This is a genomic window from Akkermansia muciniphila (genome assembly GCF_030848305.1).
Taxonomy (GTDB): Bacteria; Verrucomicrobiota; Verrucomicrobiia; order Verrucomicrobiales; family Akkermansiaceae; genus Akkermansia; species Akkermansia muciniphila_A.
Genome location: NZ_CP114598.1, coordinates 1,634,097 through 1,657,159, shown reverse-complemented (window position 1 = coordinate 1,657,159; position 23,063 = coordinate 1,634,097). Strand labels below are relative to the sequence as shown.

Annotated in this window: 14 protein-coding genes; 5 read left to right on the top strand and 9 right to left on the bottom strand. The window is 57.2% G+C overall.

Annotated features, from left to right (window positions below; all coding sequences use genetic code 11):
* Positions 1-18 precede the first annotated feature (18 nt).
* The 4 genes from O4G22_RS07245 (at position 19) to mfd (ending at position 8,115) form a co-directional block, all read left to right on the top strand.
* Positions 19-1,002 (top strand): Kelch repeat-containing protein, encoded by a 984-nt coding sequence (locus tag O4G22_RS07245; protein ID WP_306713836.1) that lies wholly within the window; start codon positions 19-21, stop codon positions 1,000-1,002.
* A 41-nt stretch (positions 1,003-1,043) separates the two neighbouring features.
* Positions 1,044-3,590 carry an MFS transporter gene (locus tag O4G22_RS07240; RefSeq protein WP_306701407.1) on the top strand — a complete coding sequence of 849 codons (2,547 nt, stop codon included), beginning with the start codon at positions 1,044-1,046 and terminating at the stop codon, positions 3,588-3,590.
* Between the two features lie 8 nt (positions 3,591-3,598).
* Positions 3,599-4,810: an SHD1 domain-containing protein gene (locus tag O4G22_RS07235; protein ID WP_306701406.1), complete on the top strand. Its 1,212-nt coding sequence runs from the start codon at positions 3,599-3,601 to the stop codon at positions 4,808-4,810.
* 128 nt (positions 4,811-4,938) lie between these two features.
* Positions 4,939-8,115 carry a transcription-repair coupling factor gene (gene mfd / locus O4G22_RS07230; RefSeq protein ID WP_306701405.1) on the top strand — a complete coding sequence of 1,059 codons (3,177 nt, stop codon included), beginning with the start codon at positions 4,939-4,941 and terminating at the stop codon, positions 8,113-8,115.
* Positions 8,116-8,273: 158 nt separating this feature from the next.
* Here mfd and O4G22_RS07225 read toward each other — a convergent pair whose 3' ends face one another.
* The gene (locus O4G22_RS07225; protein WP_306701404.1) at positions 8,274-10,790 is read right to left on the bottom strand and encodes a protein kinase domain-containing protein; all 2,517 of its coding nucleotides are present in this window, start codon (positions 10,788-10,790) and stop codon (positions 8,274-8,276) included.
* A 395-nt stretch (positions 10,791-11,185) separates the two neighbouring features.
* Between O4G22_RS07225 and O4G22_RS07220 the strand changes: the two genes are divergently transcribed.
* Positions 11,186-13,120, top strand: a complete 1,935-nt coding sequence (locus tag O4G22_RS07220) for a glycoside hydrolase family 97 protein (protein WP_306701403.1) — start codon at positions 11,186-11,188, stop codon at positions 13,118-13,120.
* A gap of 153 nt (positions 13,121-13,273) precedes the next feature.
* Here the strand turns inward: O4G22_RS07220 and O4G22_RS07215 are convergent, their stop codons facing one another.
* The 8 genes from O4G22_RS07215 to O4G22_RS07180 all read right to left on the bottom strand — a co-directional run bounded on the left by O4G22_RS07215 (position 13,274) and on the right by O4G22_RS07180 (position 23,051).
* Positions 13,274-14,254, bottom strand: a complete 981-nt coding sequence (locus O4G22_RS07215; RefSeq protein ID WP_306701402.1) for a hypothetical protein — start codon at positions 14,252-14,254, stop codon at positions 13,274-13,276.
* A 245-nt stretch (positions 14,255-14,499) separates the two neighbouring features.
* Positions 14,500-15,711: a phosphoglycerate kinase gene (locus O4G22_RS07210; protein ID WP_094135361.1), complete on the bottom strand. Its 1,212-nt coding sequence runs from the start codon at positions 15,709-15,711 to the stop codon at positions 14,500-14,502.
* Between the two features lie 167 nt (positions 15,712-15,878).
* Positions 15,879-16,904 (bottom strand): type I glyceraldehyde-3-phosphate dehydrogenase, encoded by a 1,026-nt coding sequence (gene gap, locus O4G22_RS07205; protein ID WP_012420455.1) that lies wholly within the window; start codon positions 16,902-16,904, stop codon positions 15,879-15,881.
* A 226-nt stretch (positions 16,905-17,130) separates the two neighbouring features.
* Positions 17,131-17,724 (bottom strand): Holliday junction branch migration protein RuvA, encoded by a 594-nt coding sequence (gene ruvA / locus O4G22_RS07200; RefSeq protein ID WP_094135403.1) that lies wholly within the window; start codon positions 17,722-17,724, stop codon positions 17,131-17,133.
* Positions 17,725-17,789: 65 nt separating this feature from the next.
* On the bottom strand, positions 17,790-18,323 hold the full coding sequence (locus O4G22_RS07195) for a hypothetical protein (protein ID WP_094135362.1): 534 nt from the start codon (positions 18,321-18,323) through the stop codon (positions 17,790-17,792).
* 596 nt (positions 18,324-18,919) lie between these two features.
* Entirely contained in the window at positions 18,920-19,525 is a 606-nt protein-coding gene (locus O4G22_RS07190; protein ID WP_094135364.1) for a polysaccharide biosynthesis/export family protein, read from the bottom strand.
* Positions 19,526-19,536: 11 nt separating this feature from the next.
* Positions 19,537-21,744 carry a polysaccharide biosynthesis tyrosine autokinase gene (locus tag O4G22_RS07185; RefSeq protein WP_306701401.1) on the bottom strand — a complete coding sequence of 736 codons (2,208 nt, stop codon included), beginning with the start codon at positions 21,742-21,744 and terminating at the stop codon, positions 19,537-19,539.
* 92 nt (positions 21,745-21,836) lie between these two features.
* Positions 21,837-23,051 carry a hypothetical protein gene (locus O4G22_RS07180; RefSeq protein ID WP_290489122.1) on the bottom strand — a complete coding sequence of 405 codons (1,215 nt, stop codon included), beginning with the start codon at positions 23,049-23,051 and terminating at the stop codon, positions 21,837-21,839.
* Positions 23,052-23,063 lie beyond the last annotated feature (12 nt).

Here is a 23,063-nt window from a genome sequence, read left to right as displayed (position 1 = left end):
TAATCATTTACACGCGTTATGAGCCGCTATTCTTCATCCTGGACACCTTTACCCTCCCTTCCCGATCCGGAAGGCTTCGCCGGCATGTACGCAGGAACCTGCGGAGAAATAATGATTTGTGCAGGAGGAACCAACTTCCCGGAAAAGCCCATGCTTGAAGGGGGCCCCAAAACATGGACGGACCGCGTCTTTACGCTCTCTCCGAAGGAAAACGCATGGAAAGAGGCCGGAACACTGCCCGTGCCCTATGCCTACGGAGCCTCCGCCAGCGTCAGGGAAGGCCTGCTGTGCATCGGCGGCTGCGACAGGGAAGGACACCGGAAAGACGTTTACCTGCTGAACGCCGCGGACGGCACTGTCACCACGCGCCCTTTTCCCTCCCTCCCCATCGCCCTGGCATATACGGCGGCTGCCGTGCTGGACGGGAAAGTCTATCTTACTGGGGGATGTGAACGTCCCGGTGAGCAGGACTGCACCAACCGGGTCTTCATGCTGGACACACGCCGGCCGGAACAGGGATGGCTGGAACAGGACCCGCTGCCGGGCCGCGGCCGCTTCCTGCATCAAATGGCCGCAACAGATGGAACCCTGTACGTGCTCGGCGGCATCGGCCTGAGGGAGCAGGACGGCAAACAGGTCCGGGAATTGCTGAAGGAAGCATGGAGCTATACCCCGGAACACGGATGGACGCGCCTGCCGGACATGCCTTACGCCATTGCCGCAGCCCCTACTCCGGCCCCGGTTTCCAGGAACGGCGTCATTTACCTGCTTGGGGGGGATGACGGCTCCGGGAAAAAATACACTCCGCAAACTAATCCCGGCTTCAACAACCAATCTCTGTGCCTGGACACGGCAGACATGACATGGCACGACGCAGGTTCCATCGCCGCGCCCAGGGCAGTCCTTCCGTGCTGCGCGTGGCAGGGCCGTTTTGCGGTCGTGAACGGAGAACTCAAACCCGGAAGGCGCTCTCCTGAAGTGTGGAGCGTCACCCTCCCCTGATTTTTCCCGGAATCCAACTACAAACCTCTCAACATATGCACATGACACGTTCCCTAACCCAAATTTCCAAGGCTTGCGGCTCCGCTCTGGCAGCCCTGCTTCTCATCGCGGTCCCGGCCGCTGACGCCTCCTTTTCCGTGGACGTCCGGACGTCCGGAACTGTTCCCGACCTTCCGGACCCGGCAGGCCGCGCCGGCATGGTAGCCGGAACCGTTACGGAAAACGACGGCGCCCAGTCCGTCATTGCCGCAGGGGGCTCCAACTTCCCCCATGCCGTGCCGGGAGCCTCAACTCCGGAGGAACGCGGCCCCAAAACCTACTACCGGGACATTTTCAAACTCCGCAACGGCCAGTGGAGCAAGACGGGGACATTGCCCGTCCCGCTGGGTTACGCCGCTTTTGCCAGCGTAGGAAAGGGGCTGGCGGTAGCCGGCGGCCATAATGAGCAGGGCATCCTGAAAGACGCCCTGCTGATCAAAACGGACGGCTCCGTGGAAAAGCTTCCTCCCCTTCCCGTCCCCGTGACGGAAGCCGCATGCGCCGCCCACGGGAACAAACTGTTCGTCATCGGCGGCAGAGACCGGGACCAGCCGGAAACCGCCCTCAACACTATCTACATGCTGGATACCACGCCGGATACGGATAAAATGAAATGGGTTTCCCTGCCTCCTTTCCCTGGAGCGGGCCGCATTCTCTCCACTGCCGCCGTCTGCGACAGCACCCTGTTCATCATCGGCGGATGTTCCCTGTCCAGGGATAACGCCGGAGAAACCTCCAGGACGTACCTTTCCGACATGATCGGCTACGACATGACGGACAAAGATCCTTCCAGATGGGGCTCCGCCGGCAGGCAGCAGCCTGCCGGGCCGGGAATGCCCGTAGCCGCCGCCGCAGGTCCCGCCCCGGTGCGTGAAAATTCCATTCTCCTGATCGGCGGAGACAAGCGCGGCAATGCGCCGGACCCGGCCACGCCCGTGGCGCAGTCCCGGGACATTCTGGTTTATGACGTCATCGGAAACACATGGACGCGCCAGGGGGAATGGCCCGTGGGCATCGCCACGGCTCCCGCCATCGTCAGGGGTTCTGAAATCATGACCATCAGCGGGGAAACGGCTCCGGGCGTCCGGACCCCGGCAAACGCCTCCGCCGACGCAGGTTACCACTTTGAAATGAGCACGGTTGATTACGCCGTGCTTATTCTGACCATCATCGTCCTGGCGCTCATCATCGTCTCCGCCGTGCGCAACGGCGTTAAAAACGTTGCCGCCGTCACGGACCCGAACACCAGGCCGGGCCTGTGGGCCTGGGTAGCCGTCATTGTCCTGTGGTTTGTGGTCATGCTGAACTATTTTGACCGCCAGCTCCTTTCCGCCCTGCATGAACCCATCGTCCGGGACATTCCGCAGACGGAAGCCCAGTTCGGCATGGTCACCTCCGTTTTCCTGCTGATTTACGCCCTGCTCAGCCCCGTGGGCGGCTTTCTGGCGGACCGCTACAGCCGCCGGCTGATGATCCTCTGCTCTCTCGTCGTCTGGTCCGTAGTCACATGGTGGACCGGCCATGCGGAAGACTACACTTCCCTGCTCATTGCGCGAGGCGCCATGGGCATCAGCGAGGCGTTCTACATCCCCGCCGCCCTGGCCCTGATTACGGACTACCACCGCGGCAGCACGCGCTCCATCGCGACAGGCCTGCACATGAGCGGCATCTATGTAGGCATGGCCGTGGCCGGCTTCGGCGCCACCATGGCTTCATGGACGGGATGGCGCATGACGTTCGCCCTGTTCGGCCTCATCGGCGTGGCGTACGCCGTCATCCTCATCCTGTTCCTGAAAGACCCGTCCAAAGCCCCGGCGGATACGGCCCTGGCAAAAAAACCGTCCGAACCGGAGGAAAAAACGGTTCTGCTCAATGTGGACAATGACGAACAGGTCATCAAGGAACCCGCTTCCAAGCTTTCCACCGGGGCCGTCCTTTCCAGCCTGCTGAGCGGACGCCCCATGTGGATGCTGCTGGCCGTAGTGGCCTTTGCCGGCGCCGGGAACTGGTTCCTTCTCACTTGGTATCCCACCCTGCTTCAGGATAAATACCAGCTCTCCTCCGCGGAGGCGGGCCCCGCCGCCACGCTGTGGAGTTCCGTGGCCAAATACGTCGCCGTGCTGGGAGGCGCCATCCTGGCGGACATGTGGTACAAGAGAAACGCCCGCGCCCGCGCCCTGGTTCCGGGCATCACCTTCACCATATCCGGCCCATTGGTGGTTCTGGCTCTGCTGCCTGGCATCTTCGGCTGGGACATCACCGTCCCCCTCGTGCTCATGCTGGGCCTGGTCGCCACGCAGGGGCTGGCGCAGGGATCGCTGGACGCCACCCTCATGCCCGTGCTACGCTCCCATATTGACGAGCGTTATTCCGCAACCGGCTATGGCCTCCTCAACCTGACATCCGCCGGCGTGGGCGCCCTCATCTCCTTCTTTGGGGGATGGTTCAAGGACCAGGGCGTTCCGCTGACCACCACCCTGGCAGCGGCAGGATGCCTGATGCTGTTCTGCGGGCTGCTGCTCCTGATGCTGCCGCGTCCCAAACATTAACCGCAACTATGCTCATGCCTCCCGTCTTCCCTCTGATGAAAAAGTCCGCGCGCCTCTGCCTGGCGGCGGGAACCCTGGCCGCCCTGTTCCTCACCCCCCTTGCACAGGGGCGTACCTGGACCAGCCTCCAGGGAAAAAAACTGGAAGCGGAATTCATCAGGATGGATGGCCAGAAAGCCGTGCTGAAACGTTCCGGAGGCCAAACCGTCTCCATTCCCCTCTCCCTGCTTTCCCGGGAAGACAGGGATTTCATCGCGGAACAGGAAAAAGGCGGGGCGCTCCCCTCCAATACGGCGGACAATTACCACCTGCCGTGGCCCAGGACCATCAAATGCCCGGATAATTTCAAGGTGGAAACCGTCAAGGAGGAACCGGGAGAATATATTTATGAAACACCCCATTTCCGCTTCATCTGCGACGCCAGGCTGGGAACCGGCATGATCAAGCGCCTGGGCCTTCTCTTTGAGGCCACCCACCTGGCCAACAAAACCCTTCCCATAGGGAACTCCCCTGCCCATGACGATTCCGCCAAATTCCCCGCCTACCTGTACGAAAAGTTCAGCACCTATCTGGAAAACGGCGGACGCGAAGGCACGGCGGGCATCTTCCTGGGAACGACGCGCCCCGGAGACCGCGGAAGAATTCTGGTCCCGTTCGATTCCCTGGGAGTCAAAACCATGGGAAGCACCTACGTCATTGACCGTGACAAGGACGCCTCCACCCTCATCCATGAACTGACGCACCAGCTCATGTCTTCGCAGGCCAAGCAAGCCAGCTGGTTTTGCGAAGGCTCTGCGGAATACATGGGCATGACTCCCTATGCCGGAGGCCGCTTCAACTTCGGGGCCAACCGTTCCCACATTGTCTCCCGCGTGACGGAATACGGCAAAAAAAACACGGGGGGACGGGCCCTGGGAAATGACATTGAGGCTCCCGGCCTGGAAGCTTACATGAACATGCCCTATTCCCGGTTCACGGAAGAAAACCCCAACCTGAACTACGGATTGGCCGCCCTGATGGCCTACTATTTTTACCACATGGACGGCAAGGGCGATGCCCGGCGCATCAAGAATTACATGAAAGCCATCCAGTCAGGAACCAGTGAAAAGGAAGCTCAAAAGCTCCTCCTTGACGGACGGAGCTATGAAGAACTGGCCAGAGAAATTGAACAGAAATGGCGTAAAGCGGGCGTTAAAATCCGCTTCCGTTCCTCTTCCTGAACCGTGCCGCGCGTGCCGTGGAAACAGTCCCCCCCGACGGGAAACGAAGGACAGTTTGTGCCCTGAAAAACCGTTGACACGGGAGGGAAAGGCGGCACACTTCCCTTAACAGGGATTCACAGACACGCATGGCAGAAAAAGCTTCCATATCCGACCTGATGGACAGGGTGGCCCGTACCGCTCCCTTTCACCGGGAACTGGCGAAGCTGGGCACGGAGGAACAGGCGGTTTTCGACCATACCTCCCTGCCCGGAGCGCCGTTTGTAGCGGCCCTGTGCATCAGAACCCTTCCGGACACTGCCCGGGCCTGGGTGGTCGCGCCCCATTTGCGGGCGCAGGAAGCTCTTGCGGCCCAACTGGAAACCTGGGGGGTGCCTCATCTCCTTTTCATTCCGGAAAAAGAAACGGCCCTGGGAGAGGAAATGGGCGACCCGGAACTCGCGGCGGAACGTCTCAACATCCTTCACCGCATCTCTTCCGGCCACGCGGGCGGGCAAACCATCGTTTTGACGGAAAACAGCCTGAATGATGAAGTTCCGTCTCCCGACAGCATGCAAAATCAGGGAATAACCCTGAAAACAGGGGAAACGCACGCTCCGGAGGACTTGATACGGCAGTTTGGGGAAGCGGGGTTTGAAGGTGTTCCACAGGTCATTTCCCGCGGGCAATGGTCCCGCCGCGGCGGCATTCTGGATGTTTTTCCTCTCCAGTCCTCCCACCCCGTGCGCCTGGAATTTTTTGACGACGAAATTGAATCCATCCGGGAATTTGATGTGGATTCCCAGATTTCCTTCCGCAAGGCGGAGCACGTCAACCTCATCCTGGCGGAGGCCGCGGGCGCGGGGACCCTGCGGGACTGGATCAAGCCGGGAGACCTGGTCATTACGGCCCCCTTCTGCAAGGAACGGGGGAACGTGTGCATCCTCACCGCTCCACCGGAACAGGCGGCGGGGGAAGAAGACTTCTCCCTGGCCATCCACGACAATCCCCTGGGCAGCTTTGAGGCGGGGGACTTCGTGATGCAGGAAATGCGCAGGGAACTGGCGGAACGCCAAATCCGCGAATGGCTGGACCGGAAATGGAATGTCAGCATGTTCTTCCCCAATGAAGGGGAGGAAGAACGTTTCCGGGACATCTGCGCCGGAATACCCGCCCTGCTGTCCATCACCCCCCTGCGCGGGGAACTCCCGGCAGGGTTCAGCATCCCGGAAGCGAAGACGGCCGTTCTTTCCTCCTCGGAACTGTTCGGCAGGTACCAGTCCGCCACGGCCCGCCGCCGCGCCAGCCGGGAAGACAAGGCGCGCAAGGCGCGCGCGCAGGCGTCCCTGAAAGACATCAATCCCGGGGATCTGGTGGTGCATACCAACTACGGCATCGGCAAATTCATCAACATTTCCGCCTCCCCTGACTCCGGAGACGAGGAAATGAACATCCTCTACCGGGACAACACGATCCTGCACGTCCCCCTCAGCCAGGCGCACCTGGTTTCACGATACATTGGCCTGGGAAGCAAAACGCCGGAACTCAACAAACTGGGGGACTCCAAATGGCAGCGCGCCAAAAAATCCGCTGAACGCTCCGTGGCGGATTACGCCGCCCAGCTCCTTAACGTTCAGGCGGAACGCCAGACCGGAAAAGGCTACAGCCACCCCCCGGACAGCAAATGGATGTGGGAATTTGAAAGCTCCTTCCCCTTCCGGGAAACCCAGGACCAGCTCCGTGCCATCGCCCAGACGAAAGCGGACATGGAATCCGCCCGCCCCATGGACCGCCTGATCTGCGGGGACGTGGGCTTCGGCAAAACGGAAGTGGCCATCCGCGCCGCCTTCAAATGCGTAACGGGAGGCCGCCAGACAGCCGTTCTGGTTCCCACCACCGTACTGGCGGAACAGCATTTCCGCACGTTCAAGGAACGCATGAGCGAATACCCCGTGCGTATTGAAATGCTCAGCCGCTTCAGCAGCGCGGCGGACATCCGCTCCACGCTGGAAGGGCTCAAAACGGGAGCCGTGGATATCGTCATAGGCACGCACCGGCTCATTTCCGATGACGTGTCCATGAAAAATCTGGGCCTGGTCATCATTGACGAGGAACAGCGCTTCGGCGTCAGGCACAAGGAAAAATTCAAGGAACGATTCAAGGGGATCGACGTGCTGACGCTGTCCGCCACGCCCATTCCCCGCACCCTGTACATTGCCCTGATGGGAGCACGGGACATGAGCTCCATTGAGACGCCGCCCGTCAACCGGCAGCCCGTCCAGACAAGCGTGTGCCCTTACGACGAACGCATCATGAAAAAGGCCATGGAACGCGAGCTGGAACGCGGGGGGCAGATTTTCCTGCTGCACAACCGCGTGAAAACCATCGAACTGTTCCGGGACCGCATCCAGGCCCTGGTACCCAAGGCCCGCATCGTCATCGGCCACGGCCAGATGCCTAAAGAAGAACTGGAACAGGTCATGCGCACCTTCGTGCAGGGGAAAGCGGACATCCTGCTGGCCACCACCATCATCGAATCCGGCATTGACATCCCGAACGCCAACACCATCATCATCGACCGCGCGGACCGCTTCGGCCTGGCGGACCTTTACCAGCTCCGCGGCCGCGTGGGCCGTGCGGGCCACCGGGCCTACGCCTACCTCATGCTCCCCAGATCCGCCGCCACCACGGGAGACGCCCGCAAACGCGTCTCCGCCATCAAACAGTACACGGAACTGGGTTCCGGCTTCAAAATTGCCATGAGGGACCTGGAAATACGCGGTGCGGGCAACCTGCTGGGAACCCAGCAGAGCGGCCACATCGCCGCCATAGGCTTTGACCTGTATTGCCAGCTCCTCCAGCAATCCATCGCCCAGATGCAGGGCAAACACACGGCCCCCCGTCCGGATGCGGCTCTAAGGACGGACTTCATCGTCAACAGCGAAACGCAGTTCGCTGCCAAATCCCGCAAAGACTTTCTGGGAGCCTTCCTTCCCAGGGAATACATCAGCGACGCGTCCCTGCGCATCTCCGCCTACAAGGATCTGGCCGCCGTCCGTACCCTTAAGGAAGCGGACAATCTGCTCCGCGCCTGGGAAGACCGCTTCGGCCCCGCGCCGGAAACGGTGCGCCACCTGCTGGATTCCCACAAAATCAAAATCCTGGCATCCCGGGCCAACATCTCCATGGTGGAAATCAGCGGACAGCGCCTGATGCTCACCAGGAACGGGGATTTCATCCTGCCGTCCAACAAATTCCCGCGGCTGGCAAGCGCCGCGCCCGCGGACAAACTCCGGGAAACGCTGGACATGCTGAAGAACATTTAACGCCGCTGCGGCCATCCCCGGGCCGGACCTGTCCAAGGGAAACATCATCCCCCCGTAACACCGGCTCCCGCCTTTGCCATGCCAGGGCCACGCTTCCGGCGGGAACATGAAACTTGCATATGAACCGGTACAACCGGCAGCCCGCCGCGGCCTTTCCGTCAGCCCTGCGGCTCTTTCTCGCCGGAAAGCTCCTTCTTTTTCATCATTTCCATGATGCCGGACGTATTGGCCGGAGCCATGATCACTTCGATCGACCACTCGGAATCATCCACATCCTTCGCGTAATCTTCCATGTTCATGGGCACCTCCAGAACAGGAGATTCCCAGATAAGATCCTTATAGAAAGAACGGGACATCACTTCCTGCCCGTCCCTCAAAAGGATCACCTTGTCAATCAGGCAGCTTCCTCCCTCCTTGGAAGTCCGAACCAGACGCACCCCTGAAAATTGATTTATCTTCCTGCCGGGAACGGTGCAGCGCATCCGCGTATAAGCTCTCTCCTGCTGTCCCAGAAGCTCCCAATGGGCTAAAATGGGAGCCGACAAAGTGAGGCGCGACAAATCGTAACCGGAACCCGCCAGCAGCTTGGACACCCTCCTGACCATATCCGCGGAGTAATCCACTCCCCATCCCTGGGAATACAAAATGCCCAGCATATACAGGACGGAAGGCTCCTGCGCCATAAAAGACATCAAAAGCAAATCCACCGCCTGGGAATAATTCTGGGACAGGCTGACCGGGCACTGAAGCAGATCCGGGAAAAACTCCTTCCCGCCTATAAGAAGAAACGCCAGATCCCGCTGAGCCACAATAAAGCCGCCCATGGCCGCCTTGTAAAGCCAGACGCCCCCTTCCTGACCGTATTTTCCATCCCGTTCAAAAATAAGGCGGGCCATTTTATACTGGGCGGCAGGATATCCGGCCTTGGCGAATTTCTTCAACTGGATCTTCTCCTGTTCCGTCAGCACGATGGAATCGATTTCCGTGCGGTTCCTTTTCCGGGAAGCGAGAAGCATTTCCCGGATCTTTCTGTTCTCCGGACTGTCCAGCGAAGCTTTCACCTCAGGATTATACGCCGTGCAAATGAATCTGAAATGGGGCTTCAGGGCTTTCCCGCTTTCCAAAGTCGAAACCTGGGAAGAAACAATCTTCAGCGGATGGGGAACATTATCCTTGGTCTCAAAACTGAACCTGTAAGGGACATCCACCTCCAGCGCCGGAAGATCCACAAAGCGGAAGCCGGTAAGCGTCGGGCTTTCAATCAAGGTGAAGGAAAAGCCGTTAAACGACCGGGAAACCAGTTTCCCGTCCTCATCACGTATGGTCAGATACAGGGGCGGGCACATCTTGTCTTCCTGAAGCGCCCTCAAATGAACGCATACGAGGGAAAAGCGGTCGGGCAGCACGGATGGAAGGGCGTGACGCGATAAAGACGGACTGTCCAGCCTGACGTCAAAATGATCCATGGATCTCAGAAATGACACATCCCTTGACTCTGAAATAATCTGGGGAATGGCCGTGGACATGATGCTGGTAAAATCTCCCTCATCCGACTTCTTTCCCCAGTCATAAACAAAGTAGCCCAGAGCCGCGCCAAGAAGGCCGATAACAAGAAAACCTCCAAATATCCTCTTCCAGCCCGTCTCCCATTTTTCCTGCCCTTTCGACATGAAGCGGGAAGAGGATAAGGCAAACAGATTGAAAAAACGCTTGCGGGCGGACTTGAACTCCTCAGGAGAAAACTGAATAGTTGAAATGGCGCCTCCATCAACTCCCAGATCCTTAATCCACGCTTCCGCGGACTTATAACGGTCTTCTACCTGGGGGGAGAGGGCCTTGTCTATGGTTTTCAGAAACTTCCTCGAATAATTGGCGAAAAGCTCAGAGGAGGCGGCCAGCGGCTGCATGGTGTCGTTGACCAGCCGTTCCTCCCCTCTGGGCGGCGCAACGCCCTTCAGCAGGGAATAAAACGTGGCGCCCAGGGAATAAAGGTCACTCCAGGGCCCCAAATCTTTCCTGCCCAGAGCCTGTTCCGGAGAAGAAAACCCATGAGTCGCCAGAACAGTCTGAGTATAATTGTTCTCTATATGGCGTGACGCGCCAAAGTCAATGAGCACGGGATTCCCTGCCTGCGTAAGCAGGATATTCCCCGGCTTGATATCCCTGTGGCAAATCCCCTTTTTATGCAGGTAGTCCAAAGTCTGGAGGATGTGCACCAGCAGTCCCTTCAACTTGGGTTCGGAGTAACAGTTCCCGTCCAGCAGCTGTTGCTCTCCCAGATAATCCAGGGGAAGCCCCTGAATATAATCCATGGAGAAATAAGCCGTTCCGTTACACTCAAAGATGGAAAGCACCCGGACGATGCTGGGGGAATCCAGCCTCGCAAGAATGCGGGCCTCATTCAAAAAGTTGGAAAGCGTCCATTTGAAAGACTCGGCGTCATTTCCGTTATTGGGAACTACGCGCCCCGTAAACGGATCCCTGTAGGCATAGGTGGAGGGGAAATTTTCTTTCAGAACCACTTTCCTCTTCAACATCATATCGCGGACCAGATAAGTAATTCCGAACCCGCCGCTTCCCAGCACCTTCAAAATCTTATAATGCCCCAACGTCGCTCCGTCCGGGAGTTCCTTGGAATAAACGGAAGACTCATCCCAGGACTCGGGAGGAGTCAATTTGGATTCATGTTCGGAAGCACTATGCGGACGGGCATCTTTGCCCGGAATTTCCGCATGGTGAAAACCGGGTTCTCTGTCTGAGCCGTCACTTCCCATCGCTACCGTCCTATCAGTAGCGCCATTATTATTTTTCCCGGCAGCTTTGTAAAGATTATTATTCTGACTGCCACTGTTTCCGCTATTTCTCCATAACATATTGAACAGGAAATAAAATATCGTTATCTTCCATCTCCCCATTCGGCTCCCGCCTTCCATGAAGCGGACCGGAGAGCAGCCCGGAGCCCGGCAGGAGGACCATCCCGGCCTTTCCGGAGGAAAAATTTTCGGACGCCTCCCCTCAAAAATGTAATTTTGTAATAACCGGACAACAACGGACGTATTCCGGTAAAAATATGCTTATAAAATCTCTCTTCATCATCAGCGGTATGGCAGGATGCCTCCTGCCGGGCGCAGGACAGGCGGCGGAAACGCACGCCACTCTGCCATCTCCGGACGGGCAGCTGTCCTGGATGCTCCATGCGGGTGGCCAGGCCGCTCATTCCCTGAAAAAAGGCGGCAAAACGGTTCTAGAACCATCCAGTCTGGGCATCGTCGTGAATGGGAAAGACGTTGCCGGAGGCGTCACGGAATGGAACGTGGAAAAAGTGAAAAACAACGTTTGCGACACCTTCGAAACGCGCGGCAAATACCCTTCCGCCTCCGTCCGTTTCAATGAATATGTGGTTTCCGGGAACAACTCCTCCCTCCGGCTGCGCGCCCGCATCTTCAACAACGGAGTCGCCTTCCGCTATGAATGGACGGAGGACGTAAAGAATGCGCCCTCGTTGAACATCAGTGAAGAAAAAACCGCCTTCGCCTTTCCGGAAAAAACTGTCCTGTGGACCCAGGACGCAGCCGCCGCGCTGGGTCCCTGCGAGGGGATCTGGACTCCTTCCAGAATAACGGATTTCAAAAAAGATCCCGGTAATCCCCGCAGCTATATCCGCACCATGCCGGTTACGGTGGAACTGCCGGATGGAGGAGTTGCACTCATCCAGGAAGCCGCCAACTTCAACAGACAATGGAGCGGCATCAAATTCTCCCTTCAGGATGGCGTGTGCCGTACGGTATATTTTCAGGACCCTGGCGGCTTTTCCGCCCCTTCATCCGCGGAAATGCCCTGGCGCGTCATCCTGGTGAATGACGACCTTAACGGCCTGGTCCGGAATGACCTCATCCCTTCCCTGGCTCCGGAACCGGACAGGAACTTTTTTCCGGAAGGCTCCAAAGCCTCCTGGATCAGGCCGGGCCGCTCTACCTGGACCTGGTGGGACCGCGGGAACGTCCTGGAAAACGACCAATACGCTTTTGTCGATATGGCTGCCGAATTCGGCTGGGAATACCACCTCGTTGACGAAGGGTGGAAAAAATGGGGGCCATCCCTGTCAGAAAGCATGGATAAATTGACCAGACTGGTCAGCTACGCCGCCGGTAAAAATGTAGGCATTTGGGTATGGGTACGGTGGTCAGACGTCAACAACCCTTCCAATAACTGGGAAAACATGCGCAGCTTTTTCAGCACGCTCGCCAAAACGGGCATCAAAGGGCTCAAGATAGACTTCATGGACTCCGCCTCCCAGAAGCGCCTGGCCTTCTACGACGCCGTCGCGGAGAACCTGGCGAAAAACAAGCTTATGGTCAACTTCCACGGGGCCAACACCCCTACGGGGGAGGAACGCTCCTGGCCGCACGAAATGAGCCGGGAAGGCATTCACGGCGGAGAACAGAACATCTGGAGCTCCATCGGCGGGCAGCATTACTGCGCGCTGCCCTTCACCCGCCTGGTTTCCGGCCACGCCGATTTCACGGGAGGCTACTTCGGCCACGGCCCCAAGCTGCGCGGCTCTTCCTGGGCCCTCCAAATGGCGGCCAACATCATTTACACATCCCCCATTCTCCACTGGGTCTCCAACCCTGCGGACATGGAAGCTGCTTTTCCGAAGGGTTCTCCTGAACGGGAAGTTGTCCGGAACATCCCTTCCGTATGGGATGAAACCGTCGTCCTGCCGCCGTCCGCCATCGGGAAATGCGCCGCCTTCGCCCGGCGATCAGGGAACCAATGGTATATCGCTCTGATGAACGGAGACGACAGGGAGCGCACCATTTCCATTCCTCTGGATTTCCTGGACAAAAACACGGCGTACCGGGCCACTATTCTCCGGGATCTGGCGGAAAAAAATGACGGTTGGAGCGTAGAAACCCGGAAAGCCGCTTCCGAAAATGCTCTTTCCTTTACCATGCGTATCAAAGGCGGAGGGATCGCCCGACTGACTCCTGCTGAAAAGTAGTTCCTCCTCCCCGGCAAGCGGACATCCTGCCCCAGGGAGAAAAAGGAACTCCCTCTTTTTCTCCCTTTTTTTAAGGCGCGGCGCGGCGGAAAACCATGTTTATCCGCCGTTGCTCCGTCCGCTCCGGAAAAACCGGTAAAGGCGGAACAAAAATCAGGCTTCCCCGCTCTGCCCGTCCGCGCGCTCTTCCTTAGTGCTCCACGCCGGAAGCCAGCGCACCTCCCGGAGACGGTATCCGCGTTCCAGAAGCGCGCCGTGCAGACCGGGAAGATGTGCCGCTCCGTAAAAAATGCCTATCCTGCGCACCCCTTTGCCGCTCCAATAGTCAAACACTTCCATGCACTTGGCATTCCGTCCTTCCAGAATCACGGTATCCTCCAAATCATGAGGAGCATTGGCCATCATGCCCATCAGCTTATTCTTCAGCCCCGTTTTATTTCCGGCCAGGAAATCCGCCATCAGCCCCCATTCATCGGCCCGGTTCGCCCCGGTTTTCTCCACCAGAGAGGACAAAACGGATTTAAGCATCAGGCCGGCGATGCTTTCACCCTTCCTGGCCTGCGCCTTGCGGAATTCATCCATCGTCATGTCCGCATGGACGAAATGAGCTGCGGAATAATCAATGCCCTGACGCTGGGTCTGAAGCCCCAGCATGTCGCTCAATTCCTGGTAGGCGCCCCCCAGCAGCCCCATCAGAAAAGATTTTTCTTCCTGCTCGCCTTTCTTCCTCCATTCCACAATCCGGTTCCATTCCCGCGCCTCTTCCAGCGTCAGTCCCCCCAGCGGCTTGCTGCGGTCTATCCTGCGGCGCAACTCCTCCTCCCGCCGGAGCCCCTCCCCGCCAACCATTTCAAAAAGCAGCACGTCGTACCTGCCGAACAACTTGTTCAGCCGGTCATAATATTCCGGCTCCGCCACATGAATAGCGCCAATAAGAGCTGCTTCCACCCCATTGTCATGGACATAGACAGCTACGGGAGTGGACAGGCTCTGCCGGTCCCGTGAGGAAGAATCCAAAAGCACGTACCGTCCGGGATACCCGCCATATTCCGCCTTCTCCGCAGCGGAAATGTCCTCAGCCGGCGCGGGAGAACACCACCAAAGGGCAGCCAGAAAACAATGCAGCAGTCTCATATATATTCAGCCTAGCAAGGACCATATGAAGGGCAAGCTCAAAAAAGACGGTCTTCCTTTCCGGAACGGAAAGACGGCATGAGAGGGGATGCCCCCTTCTTCAAAACGCCGGACCCGCAGAATTTCCAGGCTCTTTTTCAATGAAAGCCGGCAAATCAAAAATCCCCGCGCCCGAAAACGGGCGCGGGGAATGAAAAAACCATTCTGAACGCCGGGCGGAAAACCATCCGCCCGGCCATAAACGGTTACTTGCCGCAGCAGCACTTGTCGGTCAGGGCTCCCACACCGGGAAGAACCTTGCCTTCCAGCAGTTCCAGGGAAGCGCCTCCGCCCGTGGAACAGAAGGAAAGCTTATCCTGCACCTTGAACTTCTTGGCCGCCGTCACGGAATCGCCGCCGCCTACGATGGAAATGGCGGAGGAATCCGCCAGGGCTTCCGCGACTTCCTTGGTTCCCTTGGCGAAGCAGTCCATTTCAAACACGCCCATCGGGCCGTTCCACAGAACGGTCCTGGCATCCTTGATGATGGCGGAGAACTCTTCAATGGCTTTGTCGCCGATGTCGATGGCCATGCCGCCTTCCGGCACCTTGCCGCCTTCAGCAAAGGGAGCCGTGCAGAAGGTTTCGGCGCCGTCTTCAAACTTCATGGCTACGCGCACGTCTGCGGGAAGCAGGAACTTCACGCCCTTAGCCTTGGCCGTCTCCAGAATTTCCCGGGCCAGGTCCAGCTTGTCCCCTTCAATCTTGGAAGCGCCCAGGTCATACCCTTCAGCAGCCAAAAACGTGTTGGCCATGGCGCCGCCAATCAGGAACGTATCAGCCTTCTCCATCAGTTTGGAGAGCACTTCAATCTTGTCGGACACCTTGGCGCCGCCCATAATCACCACAAAGGGCTTTTCCGGGTTTTCCAGCTTGCCTTCCAGATATTCCAGTTCACGTTCAATCAGGAAGCCCATGGCGCTCTTTTCCGCAAAATGCGTCACGCCTTCCGTGGAAGCGTGGGCGCGGTGGGCTGTGCCGAACGCGTCGTTCACGAACAGCGTGGCATTGCCCAGCAGGGACTTGGCGAATTCCGGATCGTTTTTCTTTTCACCGGGATAAAAACGGACATTTTCCAGCAGGACTACATCGCCGTCTTTCATGGCGGCGCGGGCGGCTTCCGCTTCCGGTCCGATGGCGGCGGGGACGAATTTCACGTCCTTGCCGAGCAATTCGGAAAGGCGGGCGGCAACGGGCTTCAGGGAAAAAGCGGGATCGGGTTCGTTTTTGGGACGGCCCAGATGAGAGGTAAGGACGAGGCGGGCGCCCTGGTCCAACAGGAACTTGATGGTGGGGAGAGCGGCCACGATGCGGGCGTCATTGGTAATTTCCCCATCCTTGAGAGGGACGTTGAAATCCACGCGCATGAGGACTTCCTTTCCCTTGGCGTCAAGGTCGCGAACAGTAAGTTTAGCCATATCGGTTTATATTGTTTGGTTCAATGAATAAAAAAGGGAGGGCATTTCTGCCCTCCCGGATAAATCCCCGCCCGCCCGGCGAACCCGGCCAGGAAAGCCGGAGAGTTGAAACAGGCGGACGGCAAGACTTGTCGTGCAACTGAAGAGCAAGCGTTGTCCGAGGGGACTTACTTGCCGCAGGAGCAGCCGCAGCCCAGGCTGTCGCCCAGCTTCTTCATGGCCTGGGCGGCGCGGTTGGAGTAACCCCATTCGTTGTCGTACCAGCCGCAGACCTTCACCAGGTTGCCGCCGACCACATACGTGAAGCCGGAGTCAAAGATGCAGGAGTGGGGATCGGAAACGATGTCCTGAAGAACGAGGGCTTCCTCGGAGTAAGCCAGAATACCCTTCAGCGGGCCTTCAGCGGCTTCCTTCATGGCGGCGTTCACTTCTTCCACGGTCACGTCCTTCTTGAGCACGGCCACGAAGTCAGTCAGAGAACCGGTCGGAGTCGGAACGCGGAAGGAAGCGCCGTTCAGGGAACCCTTCAGGTTCGGCATTACTTCACCGATGGCCTTGGCGGCGCCGGTGGTCGTCGGGATGATGTTGATCGCGGCGGCGCGGGCACGGCGGGGATCCTTGTGCGGAAGGTCCAGAATGCGCTGGTCGTTCGTGTAGGAGTGGATCGTGCTCATCATGCCCTTTTCAACGCCGAACTTGTCGTCCAGCACCTTCACCATCGGAGCAAGGCAGTTGGTGGTGCAGGAAGCGTTGGAAACGATGTCGTGCTTGGCGGGATCGTATTCGCTGTCGTTGATGCCCAGAACGAAAGTCAGATCCGGATCCGGGGAGGGAGCGGAAATAAGAACCTTCTTGGCGCCGGCGTCAAGGTGCTTCTTGGCGGCGTCGCGCTTGGTGAACAGGCCGGTGGATTCCAGAACGACGTCTACGCCCAGGTCCTTCCAGGGAAGGTTGGCGGGATCGCGTTCCACAGTAATGAGGATCTTGTGGCCGTCAACGACCAGATAATCACCCTCGATGGAAATTTCACCGTCAAACTTGCCCTGCGTGGAGTCATACTTAAGCAGGTGGGCGATCGTTTCGATAGGAGTCAAGTCATTGATGGCAACAACCTTGTTGCGTTCTTCCTTGGACATGGCGCGCAGTACGTTGCGACCAATGCGTCCAAAACCGTTAATAGCATATTTGGCCATAAGATTGAGGGCTTCAGATTTGATTAATTACTAGTCCCGGACTTATTCAAGTACCATGGACGCTGCAAGTTTAGAAATGTTTCAACCAGCCGTCAACACTATTGTTCCCCCATCATGGCAGTATGCTCCCGAGCTTCCGCAAACAGGGAACGCTCTTTCAGGCGAACATGCTCCCCCATGAAAATCAAAAACTTGCAAACACACACGCCTTATGCAGGAAGCTCCTTCAATTCATGGAGCGCAGGGCGGCGCGTATCAGCGCGTCCACATCCGCATCCGGATGCTCCTTCAGGTGGGCGGCAATCGCCTTGCGGGATTCCGTCTGCTTGAACCCGAGCGCAATCAACGCCAATTCCGCGTCCCCGGCGGCCTGGGAAGTAGCGCCCTGGGCCTGGGCCTCCCACGTGGCGGCCAGGCCCACCTTGTCTTTCAGCTCCAGAACGATGCGCTCCGCCGTCTTCTTGCCCACTCCCTTGGCCCGCGCAATGCCGGAAACGTCTCCGCCCACAACCGCCTGCTTGAACTGCTCCACGGACAGGGACCCCAAAATGGCAATCGCCGTGGCCGGGCCTATTCCGGAAACGCGCTCAATCAGCAGCAGGAAGATATCCCTCTCCGCATCCGTGGCAAAACCATACAGCACCTGCATGTTCTCCCGGACATGCAGGTAGGTCTTCAGCGTCAGCTCCCTGCCGGGAAGGGGATTCAGCCTGTCAAACGTGGACAGGGGAACAATCACTTCATACCCCACCCCATGAACATCCAGGATCAACCGCTGGGGATACGATTCCGCCACCGTGCCGCGCAGAAAAGCTATCATGCCCTTAACGTGACACAATCCGGCCCGCGCGCAAGCCAAAAACGCATCCGCCGGAACTGCTTCCGTCATCTTTTCTGGAGCACATGCAGCCTGACGTGTTCCAGATCCTCCCGGTGGTAAAAGCAGCGCACGCGCAGCCCGCGGGCTGTTTTCATCCGGCACCTGTATTCACGCAACAACCCTTTTTTCACCAGCCTGTAAACATAGCTGCGGACGACTCCCAGCATGCTGACGGCCCCGGCCATATCCATATAACACGGGGGAACGCGGCGGCGCACGGGCTCCCGGCCGGCAAGAACCCGGTCCACATCCAGCCGCCGCCAGTACAGGGCCAGGGAACCCGTGCCCTTGCGGACTACCCGGAAACGGACGCCGTGGCGGTGCAGATACTGGCGCGCGGCGGACGCGCTGCAGCCGAGCCGGGCCGCGACGGCGGACGTCTCCACAAAGGCGCTGCCTGCCTCCGTATAAGGCTGCCCGGACCTGGGGTTCGTTCCGCGGCGGCGGATTTTGACATGCTCAGGGAAGCTCAATTTAGGATTGCTGATATATTCACGCCCTCCCACGCCGATGAATGTTTTCTTGAAACGGTATATCATGACTAACGGGTTTTCATATTGGAATTACGAAGCTTCATGCAGCCGTTCCGCACGAAACTCTAACATATTTTGGAGATTCCAAAAATGCATTGAGTTTAAGAATGTTCAACATTTTTCTTTGTTTTTCTGTTTTTTACATTCATGCTAAACTCATTTCACCGCAATATATGCCCGGAGACCATACCGGCCAATCATGTGAAAAGGGCCTACGCGCCAATCGGGAAACTTATCCCCCTAAATTTTTTCAGGCTCTTAAGCCTTTCCTCCCTATGAACAAAAGAAACTGGAGAAAAATCTCGCCTCCATCCTTTTTTCAGGCGTTCCTTTCCGATGCCGCAAATCTTCTGGGAACAACTTCTTTCTCCTCCTGATTCCGCCATGCGGCTTCCCCAAAAACGGTTCATTTCCGGCAAAAAGCCTGAAAAAGAGCCATGAAAAGCTCTCCTGCTTTCATTAACCGCTGACGATAAGCACCTTCACCCCAGCCCATCCGTTTCCCTATCCGCGTTTTTTCCTATATTCCCCCTGCCATGGCAACCGGCCCCAACAAAAAAACCCGGCTTCCTTGCGGAAAGCCGGGTATGAAAAAAAATGCCTCAGGGAAGAAGTTTGGCCGGGCGCCCTTCAAAAATCCCGCGCTGGGGAACGAAAATACGGTCATTGGGCTGGATGGGAATCGCCCTGTCCTTGATGGAAAAGTAATCATACGTCACGGTTTTTCCGCCGCGCGTCACCTGCACGTACCGGGAACCCCAGTCCGTGATATCGCCGGCGCCCACAATCGCTTCCAGAAGCGTCATGCCGCGCCGCCATAAAACGTTCTTTTTCATAGCCACGCCGCCGCTGACCAGAACGATGTGTTCCGTCAGCCGCGCATCAGAACTCTGCACCTTCACCAGAAACGTAGGAGCCGTGTACAACTCCGCCTTCTTATAGGCGGCCATCAGCATATCTTCAATCTGGCGCGCCGTTTTGCCTACCACGCGCAGCACATCCTGCCCCGGAGGAAGCTGGGGCATGCGTATCGTCCCGTTCCCGTCCAACAGATACTGCCCGGAAATGGCGGTAGCGTCGTCAGCGGGAATGCCGCGCACCTGGATTTCAATGGTGCCCTGGGGCGGCACGGCATCCGGAGACTGGGCGCAGACCAGCCCCGCCGAACCCAGCATAAGGCAAAGGATGGAACAAATATATTTTCTCATGGAGCAATGGGTTAATACAAATCTTCACTATCATGGGACTGGGTGGCCACCAGTTCCTTGGCCTTTCCGGAACGTTCCGCCTTCTTCATGGAAGAGGCTTCCGCGTTCTCGCCGGAGGAAGAGCCATCCGTAGAATAGTAGGAATAGTAAGTTGTGTAATACTGATACTGGTGATCAGACGTGATGTCCACATTATTCATCACCACGCCGGCCAGATTGCCGCCCACGGACTCAATTACCTGCTTCTGCCTCAACAGGGCTTTCAGCGGCAGTTTGCGGGGCTGGACAACCATGAGAGTCATGTCCACCTCGCTCACAATGACGGCGGAGTCGCTAACCCCCAGGATGGGAGGGGAATCCACCAGCACAATGTCAAAACGTTGCTTCACTTCCTGCAGCAATTCGTTAAACTTGCGGGAATTCAAGGCGCCCGAAGGATCAAAGGGAGTGGGCCCCGCAGGCATGACATACAGGTTTTCAATGGGCGTCTGGAAAATTACTTCCTCCAGCGGATAATCTTCCAGCAGATAGGAAGTCAACCCCAGCTCATTGTCCAGCTCATAATACCGGTGAAGCTTGGAACGGCGCAGGTCGGCGTCGATCATCAGGGTGGCATATCCCCCCTGGGCGCAGATATAGGCCAGGTTGCACAGAGTGGTGGTCTTCCCTTCCCCGGCGCTGCCGGAAACAAAGGTCAGCGAAATTTCCTCCAGCCCTTTCTTGTTGAATTCGATGTTCGTCCGCAAAATGCGGTAGGCTTCCGCGTCCGGCCCCATGACACCGGAAGAATGCAAAATCGGCACATTCTTGGGAATAATGCCCAGTACGGGAACCTGAAGAGCCCGTTCCACGTCTTCCATGGTCTTCACGGAAGTATCCATGAATTCCAGAAGCAGGGCCAACCCGATGCCCAGCAGCAGCCCGGCGCCCGCTCCCACCGCCAGGTTAATAGTCACATTCGGCTTGTAAGGAGCAACAGGATAGGTCGGCAGCTGATACATTTCAATCGCTTCACGGGGTACGCGCAAACGGGCAATCTCATCCTTGTACCGGGAATCCAGTTCCTTAAGCTGATCCAGCGCAGCGTCATAATCACGGCTGGCCTGTTCATACATGGGCACCTGCAGAACGTGCTTCTGGAGATCTTCCTCTTTTTGGGCAACGGTCGCCTCCCAGTGCTTCCGGCTTGCGGCAACCATTTCCAACTTGCTCTTCAGGGAAGAACGCAGGCCTATCAATTCCTTGTTCAGCTTATCCCCCAGAATTCTTTCCGTTTCCAGCAATGCCAGCATTTTGGGATGCTTGGGGCCGATATTCTGGGACTTCAGATTTTCCTTTTCCTTGAGCTTGTCGGAAAATTCGGCATAGGTCTTACGGAGAGCATCCGCCCCCACAGTCTCCGCATTCAGCAAATCGGAACTGATTACGTAATCCAGCAACTTGTCGTCGGGCAGACGCTGCAATTCCTGCACATAGGAAGCCAGTTCCTTTTCCCTCCTTTCAAAATCCATGGCCTGCGCTTTGGCGTTCCGGAATTCCTCCTCTTCCATGCCGGCCGTCAGGGTGCTGCGGTGTTCGCCGTTTCTCCAGGACGTAGGCAGGTAGGAACTCTCCGCAATCAGCTTTTTGAGAGCCATCATCTTTTCATTGACGGCATCCTCCTGTTCCCGGAGGACATCCTTCAGACTTTTGATGGCAGTTTCCACCAGACGGTTCTCGCGCATTTCACGGTCCTGCTTGTACGCCTCAGGCACCGCTTTGGCGATATTCTGCACCAGTTTGGGGTCCGGACCGGACACAATAACGTCCACAAGGTCCGTGGCGCGCACGGGGGCCACCTTGATCATGCCGAACAGATTGGTCGCCGCCATTTCATCCGTCATCCCCCATTCCGCGGCAAGGTTCAGTTTCCTGGATACCACCTTAAGCACTTCGGCGGAAGTCAGCACGGAATACTGCATGGGAATGTAGTTGGCCGTCACATTGGAAGTGGCAACTACGTCCCCCCCTCTGCCGATATCCATCACAGGCTTGGGCAGTTTAATCTGGAACTGGCTGGTCGCCCGGTAGGAGGGCGGCATCAGGAAAGTCACTACCACGGAAATGACCAGCACCAGAAGGAAGACAAGAAAGACTTCCTTCCAGCGATTTTTTAAAACCTGCAAATAGTCAATATTGCGTACGATGCGATCACTGTTCTGCTGATCCTGGGCACTCATGAAATATAGTAAGGCAGTAAGATAAAAACTCCTCTAATTGTGAATGAAAATTCGCAATTAGAGGAGTAAAGGCATTAATGGTCAGTCAAGACTTAGAAGCTGTAATTCATGCCGAAGGAGAACACATTGCGGTTGTAGGAGGGCATCGGGTAGTTATAGCCGCTGTAGGAACCGTTAGTGTAGGAATATTGGGCCGTAAGAGCCAGGGCATTCGTCAGCAGAAGCTTGATACCGGCGGTAGCATTGAAGGTCAGGTTGGACGTGTCACTGTTGCCGATGGAGCTGGGACGCGTATAATCGCTGGCAATCAGGTTCGCTCCGCAATTCAGACTGACGCGGTGCGTCAGCTTCAGCGTGCTGTGTATCCCAAAACGCCACGTTTCATTGGAGTAATAGCTGGCGCCGTTGTAAGGGATATAGGTATTCACCGCTTCGTTGGAATAACGGACGAACGTCCCCAGCATGAAACGGTCGCTCACACGGTGGTTTAAGCCGAATTCCGCAGAAGGATAGGTTTTTGTCCCGTAATTCTCAACATATTTGAATTGCGGACCTACGCGCAGCGTGGCGGAGGTATTTTCACTCACCGCGTATTCAGCGCCGGCCATGACGAAGTTGGAAAATTCGTTGTTGCCGTATTCGCGATTACAGTAGGAACCGTTCCAGCCCAGGGAAATAGCCAGGCGTTCCGTCCACTTGTACCGGTTGGTGAAATTCATGCCGACATAATCGCGGTTATCCGTCTTGGCGGAGTCTTCCTGATAGTCGATCATGGAGAAATTGGCGCCCAGCGTTGTGGAATAACGGGAAGTCCACGCCTTGCTCACGGAACTGGAGACATATACGTAAATGTAGTCGCCATCCCGGCGGGCATTGGCAATACCGTTGGAATAGTTGGGTTCCGGCTGCCACGCGAAGGAGACGGCGCCGTTATAGCGCAACGTCTGGTCAAAACTATGGGAAAGTTTGGCGGACAGCGTGGAATTGGAAAGGGCTTCATTCGTTCCTCCATCAAGATCCTTCAGGTAAAAAATACCCCCGAGCTTGGCGGAGAAAGAATACTGGGTCACGGCATCGTAGTTGGCCAGGGAAGCGCCGATGTCCGTGCTGATGAACGCGGATTCCTGCTGGTTGTAATTGGAGGCGTTGACATTATCGTCATACCCTCCCGCCAGATTGAAAGACCACTTAAGAGGAAGGGACTCCTCCAGGCCAACCGGACCTGCCAGCGTGTACAGAGACTGCCCGTTGGCATGAACGGCAAACATGCCGGCGCCCACCAGGGAGAGATAAAAAAGGCTCTTCATGTTATTTGCTAA